The 18,589-nt window shown below is 51.6% G+C and carries 17 protein-coding genes; 15 read left to right on the top strand and 2 right to left on the bottom strand.

Features of this window, described 5'->3' with window-relative positions; translation table 11 throughout:
• The first annotated feature begins 79 nt into the window (after positions 1–79).
• The 3 genes from D328_RS0103415 (at position 80) to coaD (ending at position 2,423) form a co-directional block, all read left to right on the top strand.
• Entirely contained in the window at positions 80–1,003 is a 924-nt protein-coding gene (locus D328_RS0103415; protein ID WP_018883553.1) for a DUF7638 domain-containing protein, read from the top strand.
• A 321-nt stretch (positions 1,004–1,324) separates the two neighbouring features.
• The gene (gene rsmD / locus D328_RS28285; protein ID WP_025679108.1) at positions 1,325–1,915 is read left to right on the top strand and encodes a 16S rRNA (guanine(966)-N(2))-methyltransferase RsmD; all 591 of its coding nucleotides are present in this window, start codon (positions 1,325–1,327) and stop codon (positions 1,913–1,915) included.
• Entirely contained in the window at positions 1,908–2,423 is a 516-nt protein-coding gene (coaD, locus tag D328_RS0103400) for a pantetheine-phosphate adenylyltransferase (RefSeq protein WP_018883550.1), read from the top strand. Before rsmD ends, coaD begins: the two co-directional genes overlap by 8 nt.
• Here the strand turns inward: coaD and D328_RS0103395 are convergent.
• Positions 2,398–3,705: a hypothetical protein gene (locus D328_RS0103395; RefSeq protein WP_018883549.1), complete on the bottom strand. Its 1,308-nt coding sequence runs from the start codon at positions 3,703–3,705 to the stop codon at positions 2,398–2,400. The two genes, coaD and D328_RS0103395, sit on opposite strands and share 26 nt — an antisense overlap.
• Positions 3,706–3,829: 124 nt before the next feature.
• Here D328_RS0103395 and D328_RS0103390 point away from each other — a divergent pair, with 124 nt between their 5' ends.
• Positions 3,830–4,867: a YlbL family protein gene (locus tag D328_RS0103390; protein ID WP_018883548.1), complete on the top strand. Its 1,038-nt coding sequence runs from the start codon at positions 3,830–3,832 to the stop codon at positions 4,865–4,867.
• Positions 4,868–4,903: 36 nt separating this feature from the next.
• On the opposite strand, the gene D328_RS0103385 is transcribed toward D328_RS0103390, so the two are convergent.
• Entirely contained in the window at positions 4,904–6,139 is a 1,236-nt protein-coding gene (locus D328_RS0103385) for a nucleotidyltransferase (protein WP_018883547.1), read from the bottom strand.
• Between the two features lie 306 nt (positions 6,140–6,445).
• Here D328_RS0103385 and D328_RS0103380 point away from each other — a divergent pair, with 306 nt between their 5' ends.
• The 11 genes from D328_RS0103380 (at position 6,446) to smc (ending at position 18,459) form a co-directional block, all read left to right on the top strand.
• Positions 6,446–6,958 (top strand): YceD family protein, encoded by a 513-nt coding sequence (locus D328_RS0103380; protein ID WP_018883546.1) that lies wholly within the window; start codon positions 6,446–6,448, stop codon positions 6,956–6,958.
• A 143-nt stretch (positions 6,959–7,101) separates the two neighbouring features.
• On the top strand, positions 7,102–7,275 hold the full coding sequence (rpmF, locus tag D328_RS30550; protein ID WP_036645943.1) for a 50S ribosomal protein L32: 174 nt from the start codon (positions 7,102–7,104) through the stop codon (positions 7,273–7,275).
• A gap of 262 nt (positions 7,276–7,537) precedes the next feature.
• Positions 7,538–8,113 (top strand): transcription factor FapR, encoded by a 576-nt coding sequence (fapR, locus tag D328_RS0103375; protein ID WP_018883545.1) that lies wholly within the window; start codon positions 7,538–7,540, stop codon positions 8,111–8,113.
• Between the two features lies 1 nt (position 8,114).
• Complete coding sequence (plsX, locus tag D328_RS0103370) at positions 8,115–9,122, top strand: phosphate acyltransferase PlsX (RefSeq protein WP_018883544.1); 1,008 nt, start codon at positions 8,115–8,117, stop codon at positions 9,120–9,122.
• On the top strand, positions 9,119–10,108 hold the full coding sequence (locus D328_RS0103365) for a beta-ketoacyl-ACP synthase III (RefSeq protein WP_018883543.1): 990 nt from the start codon (positions 9,119–9,121) through the stop codon (positions 10,106–10,108). Before plsX ends, D328_RS0103365 begins: the two co-directional genes overlap by 4 nt.
• 49 nt (positions 10,109–10,157) lie before the next feature.
• Positions 10,158–11,120, top strand: coding sequence for an ACP S-malonyltransferase (gene fabD / locus D328_RS0103360; protein ID WP_018883542.1), 963 nt, complete (start codon positions 10,158–10,160; stop codon positions 11,118–11,120).
• Between the two features lie 26 nt (positions 11,121–11,146).
• Positions 11,147–11,896, top strand: a complete 750-nt coding sequence (gene fabG, locus D328_RS0103355; RefSeq protein WP_018883541.1) for a 3-oxoacyl-[acyl-carrier-protein] reductase — start codon at positions 11,147–11,149, stop codon at positions 11,894–11,896.
• A 93-nt stretch (positions 11,897–11,989) separates the two neighbouring features.
• On the top strand, positions 11,990–12,223 hold the full coding sequence (locus D328_RS0103350; RefSeq protein WP_018883540.1) for an acyl carrier protein: 234 nt from the start codon (positions 11,990–11,992) through the stop codon (positions 12,221–12,223).
• Positions 12,224–12,570: 347 nt separating this feature from the next.
• Positions 12,571–13,809, top strand: a complete 1,239-nt coding sequence (fabF, locus tag D328_RS0103345; protein WP_018883539.1) for a beta-ketoacyl-ACP synthase II — start codon at positions 12,571–12,573, stop codon at positions 13,807–13,809.
• 13 nt (positions 13,810–13,822) lie between these two features.
• Complete coding sequence (gene rnc / locus D328_RS0103340; RefSeq protein WP_018883538.1) at positions 13,823–14,521, top strand: ribonuclease III; 699 nt, start codon at positions 13,823–13,825, stop codon at positions 14,519–14,521.
• 368 nt (positions 14,522–14,889) lie between these two features.
• Positions 14,890–18,459, top strand: a complete 3,570-nt coding sequence (gene smc, locus D328_RS0103335) for a chromosome segregation protein SMC (protein WP_018883537.1) — start codon at positions 14,890–14,892, stop codon at positions 18,457–18,459.
• The last annotated feature ends 130 nt before the right edge of the window (positions 18,460–18,589 follow it).

Raw genomic sequence — 18,589 nt, 5'->3', positions numbered from 1 at the left:
TGCTTGGACAACAGCTGAGCTGTCGTTAATATGGTCCAATATCAGATGTCAGATGTAGTCAATAGAGAGGTGAAGACAGATGCAGAGAATTCGAAGACAGAAGCAGGTCGAGGGGACAACTACCCATGGCATTATACATAACGCAGATCATCATTTTCTCGTCCAGGTGCAGATCTATGAGGATGGGATGGTGAATTGCTGGGAGCTCGTAGATCTAAAGGGACTGGGGCAAAAGATTGACGAGTACTGGCTGGGACCGGATATACCTGACGGAGAGACACTGTCCCTACATGGTCTGGGTGCCTTCATCGTCGGAACGGCGGATTGGTCATTCGATAACGATAGCTACTACCAGCACATCGAGGGAAAGGTACGGTCACTGAATCCAGAGTTTCGCAATATTTACGAGATTACTGCCCGAGAGCGGGAGCTAATGGAAGTGCGAAGAATCAGTCCTTCCCCGAAGGCAGTTGATTTTGTTGTCATTCAAGAGATGTTCTATAGCACTATTGAGGGTGACGGCTTCTGCATGTTCATGAGAGAGCAAGGGGAAAATTACCTTGTCAATCTTGTCGTGTATGAGAATGGAATCGTGCATATTTATGGCTTGCCAGATTCGCGTGAGATTCCTATTGAAGACCTAGAGGCTTCGTTCGCGGATGGAACGTTGTTCACTACAGGGGCTTATCCGCTGGTTGTCTCGATCCCGGAGCTTGGGAAGATCACCTTCACAGAGGAGCTGTATGCGGAAGTAGCGGAAGATAAATATAAGGAGCTCCTGGACAAGTATAAGAAGCTAAAGGGTGAGCAGACATCCCTTGAGGAGTGTCGTGCTGCTTATCACTTGTATCTGGAGTTCCCAAGTGAGTTCAACCGTGAGCGCCTGAAGACAGCCTATGAGCAAGTACCTGAGCATATGCGAATGTATCTGGGGGACATGGACACGAGGGATTCTGATTACCAGCGTATTCTGTACTCGCCGGAGGATAAGCGCGAGGTGTGATGGGTATAGGCAAAAAAAATCGGACGCCCCTTGCGGAGCGCCCTTCGATGGGAGAGGAGAAACCGGACGAAGAGCTTATGGGGAAACGTAAGCCTTCTCCGCGGTTGTCTACGGCATCGGTTAAATGCCGATATTTCAAGCATGCCCAATGCAGGGGATGTTATACATTTCCAAGTGGAAATTTGTCTAGCGGTCTGCAGGATCATCCATTGTACCCGTGCATGGACTTCATTTTTCAAGCGGGACGCAATGTGATACGATACAGGCATAAGGTCGCTGGCGATCGTATATCAAGCTATAGAGAGAATGGTGAAATCATCAGTGAGAGTCATATCTGGAAGCGCCAAGGGAAGGCCGCTCAAGGCAGTCCCTGGTATGGGGACGAGACCCACTACGGATAAAGTCAAGGAGGCTCTATTCAGCATCATTGGACCCTACTTTGATGGTGGTGTAGTCCTGGATTTATTTGCTGGAAGTGGAGGACTTGGAATTGAAGCGCTGAGTCGGGGGATGGATCGGGCTGTGTTTGTAGATTTGGAGCCGAAAAGTGTGGAGGTCATCAAGGAGAATCTACGAAAGACAGACCTGGCCGGGCAGGCTGAAGTGTTCCGTAACGAGGCTGGACGCGCCTTGAAGGCGCTCGCCAAGCGCGGGACTGTTTTTGATGCCGTTTTTTTGGACCCACCGTATCGCATGAAAAATGGAGACGAACTGATGAGCAAGATGCATGAGCTATCTCTGCTGAGAGATGGTGCAGTCATCGTGCTGGAATATGAGACAGGCTATGAATACCCGGAGCAATTCGGCAGATTCAAGCAGCTGCGCAAAGCGGTATATGGAGAGACGACCGTATCCGTGTACGATTACATATTGCACGAAGAGTCGGTCAAGGAGGACACAGACAATGATTGAACAGGGACACAAACAAAGAATTGCAGTATATCCGGGCACATTTGATCCTGTTACGATGGGACACCTTGATATCATCCAGCGTGCTGCCAGACAGTTCGATGTATTGATTGTGGCGGTGCTTAATAATATAAGTAAAAACCCGCTCTTTTCCGTAGCGGAGCGTATGGAGCTACTGCGCTCCGTGACGAAGGATATCCCTAATATCGAAGTGGATTTCTTTCGTGACCTGACCGCTAATTATGTGAGGCAAAAGGGAGCGCATGTCATCGTCCGCGGGATTCGTTCTGTGACGGATTTTGAATATGAGCTGCAGCTGGCATCAGCCAACCACAAGCTGAATCCCGAGGCAGAGACGATTTTTATGATGACCAATCCCAAGTACTCCTACCTTAGCTCCAGCATGGTGAAAGAGATTGCTCATTTTAACGGGAACATTGTGGATCTGGTATCTCCAGAGGTGGGCGAGGCCTTGTACGACAAATTCAACGCGAAAAAAGTCGACGACTAGCATACATCGTGATTGATAGCAATAGTAACACTGTAAGAATCAAGATGCCCAGCATCCATGGGGCAACCGTGAGCTGCCATAGACTTGGAATGGTCGGCTCTGTTGCCATATCTATGCTTGTGCTTGTGTCAGTGAGCCCCAGAAGCGGATTCGTCCCATAGGCGGGCTGGACAAGCTGCATAAGACGCTGCCATGGTCCCCAGAGGATGAGGGTAAATATAAAAGCGATCAGGCCGTGCCATAGTCTCGTGTATGCCAGTAGCTTACCGCGATCTGCGGGTCTTGTAATGGCAACGCTCTGGAACCAGCCCGATAAGCCGCCCCATCCCAAGATGGCGCTGATACCGGCCAGTACGAGTGGAGAATTGCCAAGTGCTGTGGTCAAAGCATATGAGCCGAGGTGAAGCTCCAGCAGTGCCGGCCATACATAGCTGAAGGCACCTGAGGACACATACAGGTTGAATAACTGGCTGATGACCGCGAAGAATAAAATGAAGCCGCCCGATATCATCAGCGTCTGCACGGCATTCGTAACTGTATCACCCAGTAATTTGCCGAAGCTGCGGCCATCCTGCTCGCGGGCGAGTCTCATCTCCGTCAGCACAGTGCCCAGCCGTATTCGAACGAAGGGGCCCTGAACATAGCTATGCCCTTCTATTGCTTTTGAAGTAGAACTGGATGCATGATGTCTGTTTATGTTGTTGTCTGTCAATTGTTTGTATGTAGCAGAATTGTTTAGAGTGTTAGAGCTGCTACGACCACGAAGCAGAATCAGTGCGGCTGTGATCCCGGCGCTCCAATGTACAGCTAGCAGCAGGTAGCCGAGAGCAGGACTGTGCAGGAACCCGGTACCGATGACCACGATAATCGTCATGGGATTGTTGAAATGAGTCAATGCCGTGAGCAGCCGGGCTTGCGTCTCGCCAAGCTCGTCGCGGGCCATGAGCTGTCTGATCGCTTCAGCGGAAGCGGGTGCCCCGGCCATCATACCCAGCGCCAGTACCCAGCCGCTATGGCCTGGCAGACGGAAGCAGCTTCGCATAAGTGGGCTAAGCAGAACTCCGAGACCGTGAACGATGCCTAGAGCCAGGAGCATTTCGGACAGCATCAAGAACGGCAGCATAGCTGGGAATACAATGGTCCACCATAGCTTGAGCCCTTGCGAGGAAGCCTTGAACACCTCCTCGGGGGCCAGAAGGACACCTGTAAGCACCATGACTGCACCTAGAGCGATAGCTAAGGTGGATATAAGGCGCGGACGCGCCTGAATAATATTTTTCATATCGCTGATTCACCTTCTTCCGGCTTGTACCCTATTCTTAATAGGAGTCTATGAGTCACAGAATAAATACATACCAGAAGTCATATAGATGCCAAGGGAAAAAAGAAAGGGGATGCGGAGGAGTATGCAACAAAATAGACGCAACGGGCTATACTGGCTGCTGTATTTGCTTAGCATCGCCATTCTGGCCTATGTCCTTGTGTATATGCCGATTCCGTATCTGATCTATAAGCCCGGCACCGCTGAGGAAGTAAAGCCGATGGTGACGGTGCAAAATGGCGATCCGAGCGAGTCGGGCAGCTTCATGATGACGACGGTATCGGCCAGCTATGCGAATGTCATCCTGCTGGCACTGTCAGCCTTTGATCGGGATGCTGAGATTCAAGACAAGGACAGCCGACTGCAGGGGCGCAGTGAGGCTGAGTATGCTGCTCAGCAGATCTATCTGATGGATAGCTCGCAATCCTCTGCCATTGAGGCCGCCTATCATCATGCTGGAGTAGCATATCAAATTGTTCCGAATCATGTGGTCGTCATGAAGCTGCTGCCAGGCGCAGACCGTGACCTCCTTCCGGGAGATCAGCTGCTGGAGGTGGAGGACAAGGCCATCCAAGACCATGCACAGCTAAGGGGTCTTCTGGAGGGCAAGCGTGCCGGGGATACACTGAGCTTCAAGCTGCTTCGGGATGGAGAGGTGCTGACCCGGGAGGTGACCTTAATTCCTATCACCGACCCGGATACTGGACAGCAACGGATCGGGCTTGGTGTAAGCCTGGCAACGGTACAAAAAATCAAGCCCGACAACCCGGATCACACGATAAGCTTCGCCTCGACCAATGTAGGCGGGCCATCGGCCGGTTTGATCTTCACATTGGAGATCTATAACCAGCTCACGCCGGGGGATCTGAGTAAGGGCTATCGGATTGCAGGCACAGGCACCATTGATCAGGATGGCAATGTAGGTGAGATCGGCGGCATCGTGCATAAGATTGTTGCAGCCGATCGAAAGGGAGCGGATCTCTTCTTCGTGCCTGAGGGTAACTATGAGGCTGCACTCGGCAAAGCGCAGGCTATTGGCACGCGCATGGAGCTAGTGCCCGTGCGTACCTTGCAGGACGCCTTGGATTATCTGGATGTCAAAGCCGTCAAGTCAGAGTCTTGAAGCCCTGTTGGACATAAGTCTAGTGGACAGGGGCGTTCAGGATATGACTGGTGGGCGCAGATAATCGGCATACATGCGCGTGATTTCTGGCTCCCGCATAGCAGCACTGTAAATGGCAGAGGCTTGCAGGTCCAGCTCTAGCTGGGGCAGGGATTGAGAGGACGCTTGAACAAGCAGCGGGAGGGATGCCCGCTGCTTCATTTCTTTAAGCATGGCTCTTCCAGTCTGATTGAAGCCCAGTATGCGAAGGTAATGAGGTCCTGCTGCGAGCTCTGTAGGCGCCAGCTGTACCTTGGAGTGGTTCAGCAAAATATGGGTCAGCATACGCTGAAGTCGGGTACGTGTATATCGCTTGGTCTTCAGGGCGCTTAGCAGACTCTCGACTGACGGACTGTCCAGTCGGTGAAGGCCATTCAGCAGGCGATGCTCCAGACCCTCGTTCACCTCATGCAGCTCGGCCAGTTGCTGGGGGCTGCGCGTAATCAGTCCGTGAAGCAATGGCACGCTGAATGAATCCCATTGCTGCGGCCCGCGCCCAGCTGCCCACTCGCGGCGCAGAATATCCAGCACGGCACCGGGCACATAAGGTGCCGCTGCATTAGGCCCGCCGCTCAGCAGCAGGCGGCGGATCGCCGTGGCGCTCGCGATGGCTTCGCCTTCCCGCGCCACGGCGTCATGATAGCCCGATCCGCTGCGCGTGATCGTGCAGGGCACTATGGCGCTGCCGAGCCGCTGCAGCGCCATCAAATAATGCAGCCCTAAAGTATTATTGGGCTGCTGAAGTATGCCGGACAGCTCCGCGTGGTCCGGCCATTCCGCCGCCAGGGCACAGGCGGCGTCTGCATAGGCGGCAGGGTAGCTCCAGCCTGCCGCCAATCGCTCCGCGATGCCGGACTTCAGCGCGTCCGGCTCCGCGGTCAGTGCTGTCGCCAGCGCCTGTAGCGGCGACAGGTCGCCTGCCTCACTGCCGAAGCAGAGGCAGTCCACGATGCCCGTGGACTCCAGCAGGGCCACGGCGCCGTAGGCGAACCAATCGGCTGCCTGCACCGCATAGGCTACCGGCAGCTCCAGAACGAGGTCTACACCCATAGCGAGCGCCATCTCGGTGCGGGCCCATTTGTCAACGATAGCAGGCTCGCCGCGCTGGAGGAACGGGCCACTCATGACCGCCACGGTGCGGGAGGCACCCGTTCTATTTTTGGCCTCTGTCAGGTGATACAGATGTCCGTTATGCATAGGGTTATATTCAACAATAATGCCTAAAGTCTTCAATTGAGCAAACAACTCCCTCAAAATTAGGGTATACTATGATAATAGCCCGGCTCGACTATGCAGAGCCCGAGGCTCCTTGGATAAATTCCATCGGTCTAACAGCTCCATCGGCTTGTCCGTTTACATCGGCTGGAAGTGTTCTTCCCTGTTGAAGTATCTACATCTTTGCATGTCCATCCTTCTTGGTGTATCTTACATTGTACATCATTGTGCAGTCGGGCGGTACGAATGGGTGTAAAGGAAAAGGTGTTGACAAACATCGGGCTCAGTCGGTATAATAATTTTTGTTTGTTTGGGGTGATATTTATGCATTTACATTTTCGCAAAGTAGCTCAACATGATGGCCCGGTTATCGTTCGTGAGACGCTTGATGTCTCGAACATGATTACCCATCGCAAGGACATTACAGCGGTATCTCCGCTGCAGGTGGACTTGAGTGCCAGCATAGTAGGTGAGAGCCTGATGGAATTGAAGGGCACGTTGTCGGCTGAGCTGGATACCCAATGCTCACGCTGTCTGAAGCCTGTCCATCAGCATCTGGACATCCCGTTCGAGGAGCGCTTTCGCTCGGTAGTCGGGGAAGCAGAACTGGAGGAAGACGAAGAGGATGCCACGATCCCTGTGGAAGGTGAGGCATTCGACACGGTTCCTTTCTGCGAGGAATCCTTTGTGATTCATCTGCCGTTCACTCCGCTCTGTTCGGAGGACTGCAAGGGTCTATGTCCGACCTGCGGACAAGATTGGAATGAGGGCTCCTGTGACTGTGACAACACACGCGTGGACCCAAGACTTGCTGCATTGAAGAATCTATTCAAGTAAGTCTATTACAGCAACATCATGTAAGGTAGTTATTCACCGGCTGCGGAGCTGAGTCTGTCTTGAACAGGTGCTAGAATCCCGGTCTTGAATGAGATAACAAGCAATACCCCTAACGGGTTGACTTCGATAAGGAGGTGGGAATGATGGCAGTACCTCAACGTAGAACGTCCAAGACACGTCGCGATAAACGTCGTACTCACTTTAAACTGGCTGTGCCGGGCATGGTGAAATGTGAACAATGCGGAGAATTGAAGCTTGCTCACCACGTGTGCAAAGTGTGTGGAACGTACAAATCTAGAGAGATTATTTCTCAATAAGATGCATCTGAAAGTAGTGCTTCACCACGGTGAGGTACTATTTTTTTTGCCTCCATGCTTTTCTTTTGGCTCGGCATACGATATACTGTTGCTTTAGTACCAGGTTCTAATAAGAGGCAGTATATCGAATGCAGGCTGCCAGTTCATAGAGCAGACTGTCCGTACATAGATAAGATACATACACCGATTATGATTCGTTCGAATATACAAGGTTACCATCTAGGGGTAACGTTAGGTAAGGAGGCGAGTAGCCATCGAGCGTTTGCCCAAAAAACAAAGACATCAGCAGCTGACACAACTCATAGAAGATAATCCGTTCGTTACGGACCAGGAATTGACAAGGCAGCTCAAGGTCAGTATTCAGACCATTCGTCTGGACCGCATGGAGCTTGGCATACCGGAGCTTCGTGAACGCATGAAGCTTATGGCCGAGCGCTCTTATGATCAGGTCCGCTCTTTGCCCCTGCATGAGATCATCGGGGATATCGTAGACCTGCAGCTGGATCGCAGCGGTATTTCGATATTCGAGATCAAGGAGGAGCATGTCTTCTCCAGAACGGGAATCGCGCGCGGTCACTATGTGTTCGCTCAGGCTAACTCGCTTGCAGTGGCCGTAATCAATGACGAGATCGCCTTGACAGCCTCTGCGGATATCCGCTTTGTGCGTCCTGTCCATCTGGGTGAGAAATGCATAGCCAAGGCCTATGTTCGTTCGAATCCTTCACAGAAGGGGAAGGCCAAGGTCGAGGTGTTCATATACGTAGTAGAAGAAATGGTCTTTCAGGGGAACTTCGTCATTTATCGTTCCACCGTGGAAGATACTGAAGGAGGAATTTAGCATGCGGATCGCCATTGATGCCATGGGAGGCGACCATGCCCCCGGGGCGATCGTTGCCGGAGCGATTGCAGCAGCTGTCGAGTGGAAGGATACAGAGCTTGTTCTCGTAGGGAATCAGGAGCTCATCGAGGAGCAGCTCAAGCTGGAGAAGGAGCGTCCTGCCAACCTGACGATACGTCACGCCTCGGAAGTCATTGGAGGTGAGGACGAGCCAGTACGTGCGGTTCGTCGGAAGAAGGATGCTTCGATGGTGGTTGCAGGTAGAATGGTGAAGGAGCACGAGGCTGACGCCATGATATCAGCGGGAAATACTGGGGCGCTAATGACGACCGGACTACTGGTTGTCGGGCGGATGGAAGGCATTGAGCGTCCTGCACTTGCCCCCATGATTCCTACGCTGGATGAAGTAGGCGTACTGGCGTTGGATCTCGGAGCGAACATGGATGCCAAGCCTGAGCATCTGGCCCAGTATGCGCTGATGGGAAGTCTGTATCGTAACAAAGTACACGGCTTGCCCAAGCCACGAGTAGGACTGCTGAATGTAGGAACAGAAGCTGGTAAGGGCAATGAGCTCACCAAGCTTGCTTATCCTTTGCTAGAGCAATTGCCGGTACATTTCGTGGGGAATGTAGAGGCTCGAGATGTTCTGTCGGCCAACTGCGATGTATTGGTATGTGACGGCTTTGCTGGTAATATCATGCTGAAGTCGCTTGAGGGAGCTGCAGGGACGATCTTCTCGTTGCTTAAGGAGCAATTCGGCAAATCGCTTAAGACGAAGCTAGCAGCAGCGTTGATCATGCCGGAGCTGAGAGGCATCAAGAACAGGCTGGATTACGCTGAGCATGGCGGAGCCCCGCTGCTTGGCTTGAGCGGACTGGTTGTGAAGGCGCATGGCTCTGCGGATGCCAATTCTGTCAAGAATGCCGTACGTCAGGCACGGATTGCCTTGCAGAACAAGCTGGTGGACAGTATATCTGATGAAATAAGCGGGAAGAGAGTGACTTCATGACTAATTTAAAATCCGTAGGCATTATCGGTACAGGAAAATACGTACCAGAGAAAGTGCTGACGAATAGCGACCTTGAGAAAATTGTTGAAACCAGTGATGAATGGATTGTGAGCCGTACAGGTATTCGTGAGCGTCATATTGCTGCGCCTGAGCAAGCGACCTCGGATCTGGCGTATGAGGCTGCTGTGAGAGCACTTGCGTCAGCTGGCCTTACAGCGGAAGAGCTGGATCTGATTATCGTAGCGACAATTACACCGGATATGGCATTCCCTTCTACAGCATGTATTTTGCAGGATAAGCTGGGTGCGAAGGGAGCGGCGGCTTTTGATCTGTCAGCTGCCTGCTCTGGCTTTGTATATGGACTAGCCACAGCAAATGGCTTCATTCAGACGGGGATGTACAAGAATGCGCTGATTATCGGTGCTGACTGCCTGTCCCGAATCACAGACTACACTGACCGCAACACCTGCGTCCTCTTCGGAGATGGAGCAGGAGCCGTTGTCATTGGTGAGGTTCCCGAAGGAAGAGGCTTCAAGTCCTTTGATCTGGGTGCAGAAGGCGCAGGCGGTGGCTTGCTGAAGCTGGAAGCAGGCGGATCGCGTCTGCCTGCTACAACGGAGACGATTGAGAACAAATTGCATTATATTTATATGAATGGGCGCGAGGTGTTCAAATTCGCGGTGCGTGTCATGGCCTCTGCAACAGATGTAGTACTGGAGAAAGCTGGTTATGCCAAAGAGGATATCGATATCTTCGTACCGCATCAGGCGAACATTCGTATTATTCAATCGGCGATGCAACGTCTGGAGCTACCAGCAGAGAAGGTAGTTGTTAACGTGGATAAATATGCGAATACTTCTGCGGCATCCATCCCGCTTGCGCTTGTTGAGGCGGCTGAGGAAGGTCGGATTAAGGAAGGCGACCGCGTGTTGATGGTTGGTTTTGGCGGAGGACTTACTTGGGGTGCTTCTGTACTGGTATGGTAAGTAGCTTACTGCTACTTTTTGACTTTGCATTAGAAAGAGGTACACTACTATGGGTAAAATAGCATTCGTATTCCCGGGACAGGGATCACAAGCGGTGGGGATGGCGCGTGACGTTCATGATGCAGTTCCGGTTGCCCGCGAATTATTTGAGAAGGCAGACGAGCGACTGGGATTCTCTTTGCAGTCTCTTGTCTTCGAGGGACCTGAGTCCGAGCTGAAGCAGACCTCCAACACACAACCTGCTCTTCTCACGGCTAGTGTGGCGTTCTGTGAAGCGTTCAAGGCAAGTGGCATTGCTCCTGATTATGTAGCTGGTCACAGTCTGGGTGAGTACAGTGCTCTCGTAGCTGCTGGCGTGCTTGATTTTGAGGATGCGGTTGCTCTGGTGCGTGCTCGCGGTATCTTTATGGAAGAGGCTGTACCTGGAGGTCAAGGTGCGATGGCAGCGGTGCTTGGAGCGGACCGGGACAAGCTTGCTACGCTGTGTCAGGAGATTAGTACCTCCGCAGGTGCGGTAGAATTAGCTAATGTCAATTGTCCTGGCCAGATCGTGGTGTCAGGCACAACTGCTGGTGTAGCTGCTGTGGCTGAGCGTGTGAAGGAAGCTGGAGGCAAGCGTGCAATTATGCTGGAGGTAAGTGGTCCGTTCCACTCCTCCATGATGAAGGAAGCGGCCCAGAAGCTGGCACAGGAACTTGCACAGGTATCCTTTAGCGAGGCGAAGTATCCTGTAGTTGCGAATGTGACCGCAGAGCCTGTAACGGATGGACAACGGATTCAAGAGTTGCTGGTAGAACAGGTCTACTCCCCAGTATTGTGGGAAGACAGTGTGAACTGGCTCATCTCGCAAGGCGTAGACACCTTTGTTGAGTTTGGTCCAGGCAGCGTCCTGACAGGTCTTATTAAAAAGATTGATAAATCAGTCCGTTTGCTCAACGTGAACAGTCTGGCTGCGTTGCAGGCAACGATAGAGGAATTGACTGTTCCTGCTGGAGAGGACACTCTAAATTAAGCCAATGGTACGAGGAGGAAGCAATCATGTCCAAGCCTTTAAGTGGTAAAATTGCACTGGTCACCGGTGCTTCCCGGGGAATCGGTCGGAGTATCGCACTGGCATTAGCTGAAGCAGGGGCCCATGTAGCAGTGAACTATGCTGGCAGTGAACAGGCGGCAGCTGAGGTGGCAGAGCTGATTCGGGCTCATGGCTCTGAAGCGATCACTGTACAAGCTAATGTTGGTCGCGCAGAAGAATCGGAACAGATGATCAAGCAAGTGCTTGACACCTGGGGCCGCATTGACATTCTGGTGAATAACGCGGGTATTACGAGAGATAATCTGATTATGCGTATGAAAGAGGAAGAATTTGATCAGGTTATTGAAACGAACCTCAAAGGTGTGTTTAACTGTCTTAAAGCAGTCACACGGCCGATGATGAAGCAACGTGCGGGTCGGATTATCAACATTTCCTCCGTTGTAGGCGTTCTAGGGAATGCAGGTCAGGCGAATTACGTAGCTGCCAAAGCAGGCGTAATCGGCTTGACGAAGTCCTCCGCACGTGAGCTATCATCTCGTGGAATTACTGTCAATTGCGTAGCTCCTGGGTTCATTGATACAGAGATGACCCAAGTGCTTGCGGATGATTTGCGCGAGAATATGCTCAAGGATATTCCGCTGGCCCGTCTTGGACGGCCTGAGGAGATTGCTGCAGTGGTGCTGTTCCTGGCCTCTGAAGCCTCCTCATATATGACGGGCCAGACTCTGCATGTGGATGGTGGCATGTACATGTAGCCTGTACCCCTTGGGGCGGAAGAGTAGCACTGCTTCTCTTCTATGGCATTTTAATTCGAATTTTCGTATAATACGGGTGAGGAGGTGAGCCGGATGTCCGACGTATTGGAGCGTGTAAAACGCATAGTCGTAGACCGTTTGGGAGCCGACGAAGCTGAAGTTACACTTGAAGCATCTTTTAAAGATGATTTAGGCGCTGATTCTCTTGATGTAGTAGAATTGGTTATGGAATTGGAAGATGAGTTTGATATGGAAATCTCTGATGAAGATGCAGAGAAAATTACAACTGTAGGTGAAGTTGTAAAGTACATACAATCTCTCACCTAGGCGTTTTGCATAAATCCTATAAGCTGCTTTCAATGGACAAGCTATAGTCTGAGCAGAATCTGTTTACCTATAGTTTGAACTAGGGAGCGTTCCTAATCGAATTATGCAAAATGCTGACCTAAGTCAGCAAACCAAAGTCCCGTTCTGTCTCAGGCGGGACTTTCTCCTAATTCATTGCATTGCTTTCCGATGGGATGATACAGGCTGAACTAAAGGCGGAACTGCTCTTGTATCGGGATATTGCCGGTAGGTTGTGGAGCATTGCTAACTTTAGTTGATTCTATATATGCTATCAGATGAAAATAATCAATTGCACAACAGACTGCAGTTAACCATAGAGGTGAATCATGAAACAACGAGTCGTAATAACAGGAATGGGCGTAGTCACTGCACTTGGCCAGGATTTGAATACATTATGGGATAATCTGATGGCAGGCAAATCAGGCGTCTCCGTCGTTGAGGCTTTTGATGTCAGTGAGTATACAACGAGAATCGCTGCATCCATCAAGGATTTTAATCCAGAGGATTACATGGAGCGCAAGGATGCCCGCAAGATGGACCGCTTCGTTCAGTTCGCTGTAGCCGCAGGTACCATGGCTCTGAAGGATAGTGGAATCGAGATTGGTGGTAATGCGGAAGCTGAGCGTGTGGGCGTATCCATCGGCTCGGGAATCGGGGGCTTGGGTACCTGGGAAGACCAGCACAATGCGCTCTTGGAGAAAGGTCCAAAGCGTGTTAGCCCATTCTTCATTCCGATGATGATTGCTAATATGGGATCTGGACAATTGTCCATTACCCTAGGGGCAAAGGGACCTAACACGACACCTGTCACGGCATGTGCGACGGGAAGTCATGCGATTGGGGATTCCTTCCGTCTGATTCAGCGCGGGGACGCAGATGTCATGATCTGTGGAGGCGCTGAAGCTACGATCCGTCCTACAGGGATGGCAGGCTTCTGCTCCATGAGAGCAATGTCCACACGTAATGATGAGCCTGAGAAGGCAAGCAGACCGTTCGATACGGATCGTGACGGTTTTGTCATGGGTGAAGGTGCAGGAGTTCTGATTCTGGAATCACTCGAGCATGCTCAGAAGCGTGGAGCTCGCATTTATGCTGAGGTTATAGGCTATGGCCTGTCTGGAGATGCCCACCATATGACGGAGCCAGATCCAGAAGGAGCAGCTCGCTGCATGAAGATGGCTATTCGTGATGCGGGTCTTCAGCCAGAAGATATCGACTATATCAATGCACACGGTACTTCGACTCCAGTAGGTGACAAGTCGGAGACAGAGGCTGTGAAGAAGTCACTGGGTGATCATGCATACAAGGTAGCTGTCAGCTCAACCAAGTCTATGACAGGTCATTTGCTTGGTGCTGCTGGCGGAGTGGAAGCAGTTATCTGTGGTCTGGCATTGCAGCATCAGACGATTCCGCCAACGATTAATCTGGACAATCAAGATCCTGCTTGTGATCTGGACTATGTACCGAATGTTCCACGCAAAGCAGAGCTAAATGTTGTGATGTCCAATTCGTTTGGCTTTGGTGGCCACAATGCTACCGTGGTTCTAAAAAAATTCGAAGCGTAAGGGGTAAGGCCGCTTGAGTGGAGATTTGAAGCAATTACAGCAGAAACTTCATATTCAGTTTAACAATCGTCAGCTGTTAAAACAGGCCTTCACGCACGCCTCTTACGTCAACGAGCATCGGTTTGGTCAGCATCAGGATAATGAGCGCCTTGAGTTTTTGGGCGACGCGGTCCTGGAGCTGACTGTATCCGAGCAGCTATATCATCAGTACCCTAATCGCCCGGAGGGAGAGCTCACCAAGCTTAGAGCAGCGATTGTATGCGAGCCTTCACTTGTGAAGTTCGCAGTTGCTCTGAATTTCGGTGAATATGTTCTACTGGGCAAAGGGGAGGAGCTCACCGGCGGGAGGACCCGCCCGGCTTTGCTCGCTGACGTATTCGAATCTTTTATAGGCGCTCTGTATCTGGATCAGGGTCTCGAGGTGGTTCGCTCATTTTTGAATGAGCATATATTCCCTCAGATTGTCCTGAATGGAAGGCTGCAGATGAGTGATTTCAAGACCGAGCTACAGGAGCTGACACAGCATCATAACATGGGTGTGCTAGAGTACCGAATTGTTGAGGAACGCGGCCCGGCGCATGAGCGCGAATTTGTGGCTGAGGTTCATATGGATAATGAACGTCTGGGAACCGGAACAGGACGTTCCAAGAAGGAAGCCGAGCAGCAGGCGGCAGCAGTAGCCTTGAACAAGCTGAAGTTGTCCGAGGCTTGATCAGATCTGTAGCAATTATATGCTGTCAGGACAAAGCAAGAGCAAAGAGCAGCCCGCAGGATAGATATCCTCAGGTATGGAACGGACTGCTTTTTGCTCTTTTTTCGTTCTGCCCGAGCTATAATCACAGGCCGAAGTATTACGTGTGCTACAATACTAACAGAATAACGTGTGGACAGACTTATGGTGTGAGCTAACTGTCCGATGTCGATCATGAAGTGTATGGTAGCGAGTGTGGTCATAAGCAACTCTAGTTATTCTTATTCTGGGCTATAGTTATGACAGCCATTATCATCCGTCCGGGCTACCTAGATAGATTTAAAGTAGAACTGTCTGACGGATATTCAGTAATAGAGGTGAATCAACACATGTTCTTAAAACGCATTGAGCTGGCAGGATTCAAATCCTTTGCCGACAAGACGGAAATGGAGTTTGTCCGTGGCATTACCGCTGTCGTCGGTCCAAACGGGAGCGGCAAAAGTAATATTTCCGACGGAATCCGTTGGGTGCTTGGTGAGCAAAGCGCGAAATCCCTGCGTGGGGGCAAGATGGAGGACATCATTTTTGCTGGTAGTGATGCCCGTAAAGCCGTGAATTTCGGTGAAGTCTCCTTGACGCTTGATAACGAGGACCAGGCTCTTCCGCTTGATTTTGGTGAGGTTACGGTGACTCGCCGAGTCCACCGCAGCGGTGACAGTGAATATTTCATTAATCGTCAGGCATGCCGTCTGAAGGATATTACCGAGCTGTTCATGGATACCGGGATTGGTAAGGAAGCTTATTCCATAATCGGTCAAGGGCGAATCGAGGAGATTCTAAGTACTCGTTCAGAGGACCGTAGAGGTATCTTTGAGGAAGCCTCAGGTATTGTGAAATACAAGTCCCGCAAACGGGAGGCTGTGCGCAAGCTTGATGATACCGAACAAAACCTGCTGCGTATTCACGATCTAGTAACCGAGCTTGAGGATCAGATTGGTCCGCTGAAGGAGCAATCGGAGAAAGCAATTCATTACAAGGAGCTCCGAGGCCAACTGAAATCCAAGGAAATTTCGGTCTATGTCCACCAGATTGAGGCCATACATACCTCATGGAGTGCGGCGAATGAACGGCTGAAGCAGCTGCAAGAGGAGCAGCTACAGTTCTCCACGATTGTGTCTAGACATGATGCCATGCTGGAGAGCGATCGTACCGAGCTACGCAAGCTTGAGGAAGAAGTGGAGCGGTTGCAGGCAGAGCTTCTCCAATACAGTGAGGGGACCGAGAAAAGTGAGGGCTATGGAGAGCTGCTCAAGGAGCGGCTTCGCAACCTGGAGACGAATCGTGAACAGCTTCAGCAGTCACTGGAATCAAGTGAGACGCGCAATCTGGAACGTGAGCAGGAGTTGGAGAGCCTGCGTGAGAAGGTCTCATCCCTGAATCAAGAGCTGGAGCAGCTTCGTACGCAGCTCTCGCAGGAGGAAGCCAAGTTAATAGGCGTAACTGGCGGAATCAGTCAGGAGCAAGAGGAGAGTCTGAAGGGAAGCCTGCTGGAGCTGATGAACCAGATGGCTCAGACGCGCAATGAGATTCGATATGCGGATCAGCAGAAGGAATCTGCCGAGCGTAGGATGAATCGAGTGCAGGATGAATCCGGGAAATGGGAGGCACAGCAGAGCGAGCTGGAAGGACGCAAGCAACACCTTGAGGCAGCCAGCAACAAGCTCTCGACCGAGATCAGCAGTCTGCGAACCGGTTATATTCAGGAGAGCGAGCGTTACCAGTCCCAGCAGAAGCTACAGGAAGAAAGTCAAGGCGCAGTACGAAAATGGGAGCAAAAACGGGAAGCCCTCATCTCCAGACGGGATACGATGAAGGAAATGCAGGATGATTTTGACGGCTTCATGCTGGGCGTAAAGGAAGTGCTCAAAGCGTCCAGAAAAGGAACACTGCATGGAGTTCATGGAGCTGTAGCTGAGCTTATCCGTGTGCCAGAGCAGTTGGAGCAGGCCATGGAGACGGCTTTGGGTGCTTCCGTCCAGCATATTGTAATGGAGAATGAGGCGGTATCTAGACAAGCGATCGCTTTCCTGAAGCAACGTCAGCTGGGACGGGCAACCTTTCTGCCCATGGACGTTATTCGTCCAAGGCAGATTGGGGCTAGCGAGCGGCGAATTGCTGAAGAGGCTGAGGGCTTTGTCGGGATCGGCGCGGAGCTGGTGCAGTACGATGAACGCTATGAAGGCATCATTGGAAGCTTGCTTGGGAATGTTGTTATTGCCCGTACGCTGGAGGATGCGAATCGGATCGCTGCACGCTGCCAGTATCGCTATCGGGTCGTGACGCTGGAAGGCGATGTGGTCAATGCGGGAGGCTCGATGACAGGCGGAAGCCAGTTCAAGAAGAATGCCAACCTGCTGGGTCGTAAGCGTCAGCTGGATCAGCTGGATCAGGAGATTCAGAGCACGGATAGTCAGCTGGACAAGCTGCGCCAGAGCATACAGAATGTGAAGCAAGAGATGGAGCAGACTCAGCAGCGTCTGGACGAGTTACGTCAGTCTGGCGATGTAAAGCGGGGCGAAGAGCAGCAGGCAGCTATGGAGATGAAGCAGATAGAGCATGAGCTCCGCCATGTATTGGAGCAGGTTGCCATCTCAGGGCAGGAGAAATCAGGCTTTCTGGAGGAGATCAAGCAGCTGGAACATTCTCGCGAGGAGGCTGTGAAGAAGCTCGCAGCACTCGAAGAAGAGGAGCAGAAGGTTCACCAGGCTATTCAGGCTGCAGAGTTCGCCCGTAAGGCTAACGAATCCGCCAAGGAGGAGCTACAGGTCCAACTCACCGATCTGAAGGTTCGGGAAGGTAAGCTTGACCAGGAGCGCTTCTCGCTGGAGGAGCAGCTGCGCCGACTGCAGCAGGATGCGGATGGTCTTGGTAAGGACGCCAGGAATAACCGATCTCTGCTTGCAGCTGTGGAAGCGGATCTCAAGAAGAATCGCGAGGAGAGCGTGAAGCAGATTGAGGATCTGAATCGCTATCGTATGCTCAAGAGCGAGACAGCCGAGAAGCTGGAATTCAAGCGGGCTGCCCGAGCGGAGTTATCGAAAAAGCTGGAGCTGGCGGAGAACGAGACTCGTGATCAACGCAATCAGCTTAAAGAGATAGAGGAGCAGCTGCGCCAGACTGAGATTGGTGTGAACCGGCTGGATGTCGAGCTGGAAAATATTCTTCGTAAGCTGGCAGACGAGTATGAGATGAGCTACGAGCTTGCCAAGCAGCGGTATCCTGTACCAGAGAATATTGAGGAAGCGCAGGCAGAGGTACAGAAGCTGAAGCGTAGCATCTCTGCACTGGGTGAGGTGAATCTGGGTGCTATTGAAGAGTATCAGCGCGTGAACGAGCGGTATCAATTCCTTGATGAGCAGAAGTCTGACCTGATTGAAGCGAAAACTACATTGTATCAGGTCATCCGCGAAATGGATGAAGAGATGTCCAAGCGTTTCAAGACGACCTTTGATGCCATCCGCCGAGAGTTCGGCACCGTGTTTACCAAGCTGTTTGGTGGTGGTCGTGCAGACCTCGTGCTGCTTGATCCGGAGCGTCTACTGGATACGGGGATTGATATTGTAGCGCAGCCTCCAGGCAAGAAGCTGCAAAATCTGCAGCTGCTGTCTGGTGGAGAGCGTGCTCTGACAGCAATGGCACTACTATTCGCCATCTTGCATGTCAAGCCAGTACCATTCTGCGTTCTTGATGAGGTCGAGGCCGCACTGGATGAAGCGAACGTAGTCCGCTTCGCCCAGTATTTGCGGGAATTCTCGGAGCAGACTCAGTTCATTGTCGTTACCCACCGTAAGGGGACGATGGAGGAATCGGATGTACTGTACGGGGTAACGATGGAGGAAGGCGGGGTCTCGAAGCTGGTATCTGTCCGGCTGGAGGATGAAGAGGCTGAGATCGCCTAATGCTCTGCCCCTATCTAAGGGTAGGTTGAATGAGCTGGTGAGTACAGTCATTAGCGAAAAGCTAGAAAGCCACAGAAAGCAAAGGGCTTTCTAGCTACATGACATGAATGATGTAAAATGTTGATATCAG

The sequence above is a fragment of the Paenibacillus massiliensis 2301065 = DSM 16942 genome (genome assembly GCF_000377505.1).
GTDB classification, from domain to species: domain Bacteria; phylum Bacillota; class Bacilli; order Paenibacillales; family Paenibacillaceae; genus Paenibacillus; species Paenibacillus massiliensis.
The sequence above is the reverse complement of the archived record's forward strand: the minus strand, read 5'-3'. Positions and strand labels throughout refer to the sequence as shown.

What these genes read in the sequence shown, in the direction of transcription:
- smc (WP_018883537.1), top strand. Translation starts at nt 14,890, where the DNA reads ATGTTCTTAAAACGCATTGAGCTGGCAGGATTCAAATCCTTTGCCGAC.
- fabF (WP_018883539.1), top strand. Translation starts at nt 12,571, where the DNA reads ATGAAACAACGAGTCGTAATAACAGGAATGGGCGTAGTCACTGCACTT.
- D328_RS0103390 (WP_018883548.1), top strand. Translation starts at nt 3,830, where the DNA reads ATGCAACAAAATAGACGCAACGGGCTATACTGGCTGCTGTATTTGCTT.
- D328_RS0103415 (WP_018883553.1), top strand. Translation starts at nt 80, where the DNA reads ATGCAGAGAATTCGAAGACAGAAGCAGGTCGAGGGGACAACTACCCAT.
- coaD (WP_018883550.1), top strand. Translation starts at nt 1,908, where the DNA reads ATGATTGAACAGGGACACAAACAAAGAATTGCAGTATATCCGGGCACA.
- D328_RS0103395 (WP_018883549.1), bottom strand. Translation starts at nt 3,705, where the DNA reads ATGAAAAATATTATTCAGGCGCGTCCGCGCCTTATATCCACCTTAGCT.
- D328_RS0103380 (WP_018883546.1), top strand. Translation starts at nt 6,446, where the DNA reads ATGCATTTACATTTTCGCAAAGTAGCTCAACATGATGGCCCGGTTATC.
- rpmF (WP_036645943.1), top strand. Translation starts at nt 7,102, where the DNA reads ATGGCAGTACCTCAACGTAGAACGTCCAAGACACGTCGCGATAAACGT.
- fabG (WP_018883541.1), top strand. Translation starts at nt 11,147, where the DNA reads ATGTCCAAGCCTTTAAGTGGTAAAATTGCACTGGTCACCGGTGCTTCC.
- D328_RS0103365 (WP_018883543.1), top strand. Translation starts at nt 9,119, where the DNA reads ATGACTAATTTAAAATCCGTAGGCATTATCGGTACAGGAAAATACGTA.
- D328_RS0103350 (WP_018883540.1), top strand. Translation starts at nt 11,990, where the DNA reads ATGTCCGACGTATTGGAGCGTGTAAAACGCATAGTCGTAGACCGTTTG.
- plsX (WP_018883544.1), top strand. Translation starts at nt 8,115, where the DNA reads ATGCGGATCGCCATTGATGCCATGGGAGGCGACCATGCCCCCGGGGCG.
- fabD (WP_018883542.1), top strand. Translation starts at nt 10,158, where the DNA reads ATGGGTAAAATAGCATTCGTATTCCCGGGACAGGGATCACAAGCGGTG.